Source organism: Flintibacter muris (genome assembly GCF_943192995.1).
In the GTDB taxonomy this organism is placed as follows: domain Bacteria; phylum Bacillota; class Clostridia; order Oscillospirales; family Oscillospiraceae; genus Lawsonibacter; species Lawsonibacter muris.
The window spans coordinates 1-1414 of the sequence record NZ_CALPCP010000117.1 but is presented as its reverse complement, the minus strand read 5'-3'; the positions used below and the strand labels follow the sequence as shown (position 1 = coordinate 1414).

The window sequence follows — 1414 nt, the reverse complement described above, 5'->3', positions numbered from 1 at the left end:
ACGTGGCGGGATGTTTATTAGACGTGGATTATCTTTCATTGCAAGATGTACGGTTCGTCCGTATTTCGAATCAGAGCATGGGGTTTTACAGGAGCAACCGTATTTCCTGCTGGCAAGGGGACATCTGAATTTCACCCTTGCTTTTGAAATCTCAGTGCCATCATGATTCATTTTCAGCCCGGCTTTACAGATTGGAATGCCATCTTTGCCGATGGTGAAATCATCTTTGTATTTTTCTTTGATTCCACGCTTCTCGTTTAAGTCAATGAATGGAGTAATGCCTTTCCGCCTGCAATACAGGTAATAAGGCATTGCATCATGGGCTGAATCAAGCAGAAGTTTTTCTACATGAAAATCCGGAAGAAAGCTTTTCATCCGGAAAAATGCATGAAGGAATCCATGGGAATCATGCATGGATGCGGGATGCAGCAGGGGAAAAACCGGAAGATCACTATCTGAATCAGAAGCAACTAACATGTAAAGATCATATCCGTGGTAGAAGCAGCTGCGGGAAGAATCCCATCCGACATCACAGTCAGGCTGAGAGAAATAACGTTTACAATCACAGTCATGGATACCTTTTGAAGCACAGTCACAGACACGGTGTTTACGTTCTCTAGCAGAGGTTACAACGGGGGTGCCATCTCCGGCGATAGAAAGATGTGTATTGTTAATAACCCCCTTGTCAAGAGACTTGCGAAGGAATTCTTTTGTGTAGAGGTCAAAAAGAGAGCCGTAAGGCTGTTCGTCAATAGAAAAGGATTGGTTTTCAAGTGTTTCCAGCAACTGTTCAACAGTGGTTTTATCAACAGGCTGTGCCTTATATCCTTTTTTGTCAGGTTTTTTGACAGGAACCTTTAACTTGTGAAGGTGAGGGGACAGGTTTTTATCTTCTGAATCCCAGAGTTTAGAAAAGAAGTCGTAAAAAGTGCCAACACCGGGAGTATCATCTGTTTTAAAACCGCTAAGAAAGGCATACAGAGGATTTATTTTAAGCTGGGCAGCCCATTCGGTTATAGATGTGACCTTAAAATCAATGGACAGCAGATAGGAACGCTGCATGCAGGAAGGAGTTCTTGGTGCAGGACCATACTTGGAATATTTGCTTCGCATCATTTCGTCAGTGTAGGAAAGATCAAGATTCCAAAAACGATCAATAATGTCCCATGTGTCATGGGAAATGGAATCAGGATTCGGATAATATTTACGAAGATTTTCAACAACAAAGTTTTGGTAGTCGGCATGACTGCCACAGTTTACAGGTAACATAAAATCGCCTCCATATCGAAAAAAGATTGTCGCCGCAAACGGACGATACTTGTTAATTAACAGGCGCGAAGCGCCGCATTTTTCGATATATTTGTCAAGTGCTTTTGGCAAAAAAAGTGGGGGATTTTAATAAAAAAGGCATCTG

At 42.1% G+C, this 1414-nt stretch carries 1 protein-coding gene; it reads right to left on the bottom strand.

Going from position 1 to position 1414, the window contains the following annotated elements:
• Positions 1-1269, bottom strand: a 1269-nt coding sequence (locus tag NFS22_RS23565; RefSeq protein WP_251320054.1) for a hypothetical protein, incomplete at its 3' end; no start/stop codon positions are given.
• Positions 1270-1414 lie beyond the last annotated feature (145 nt).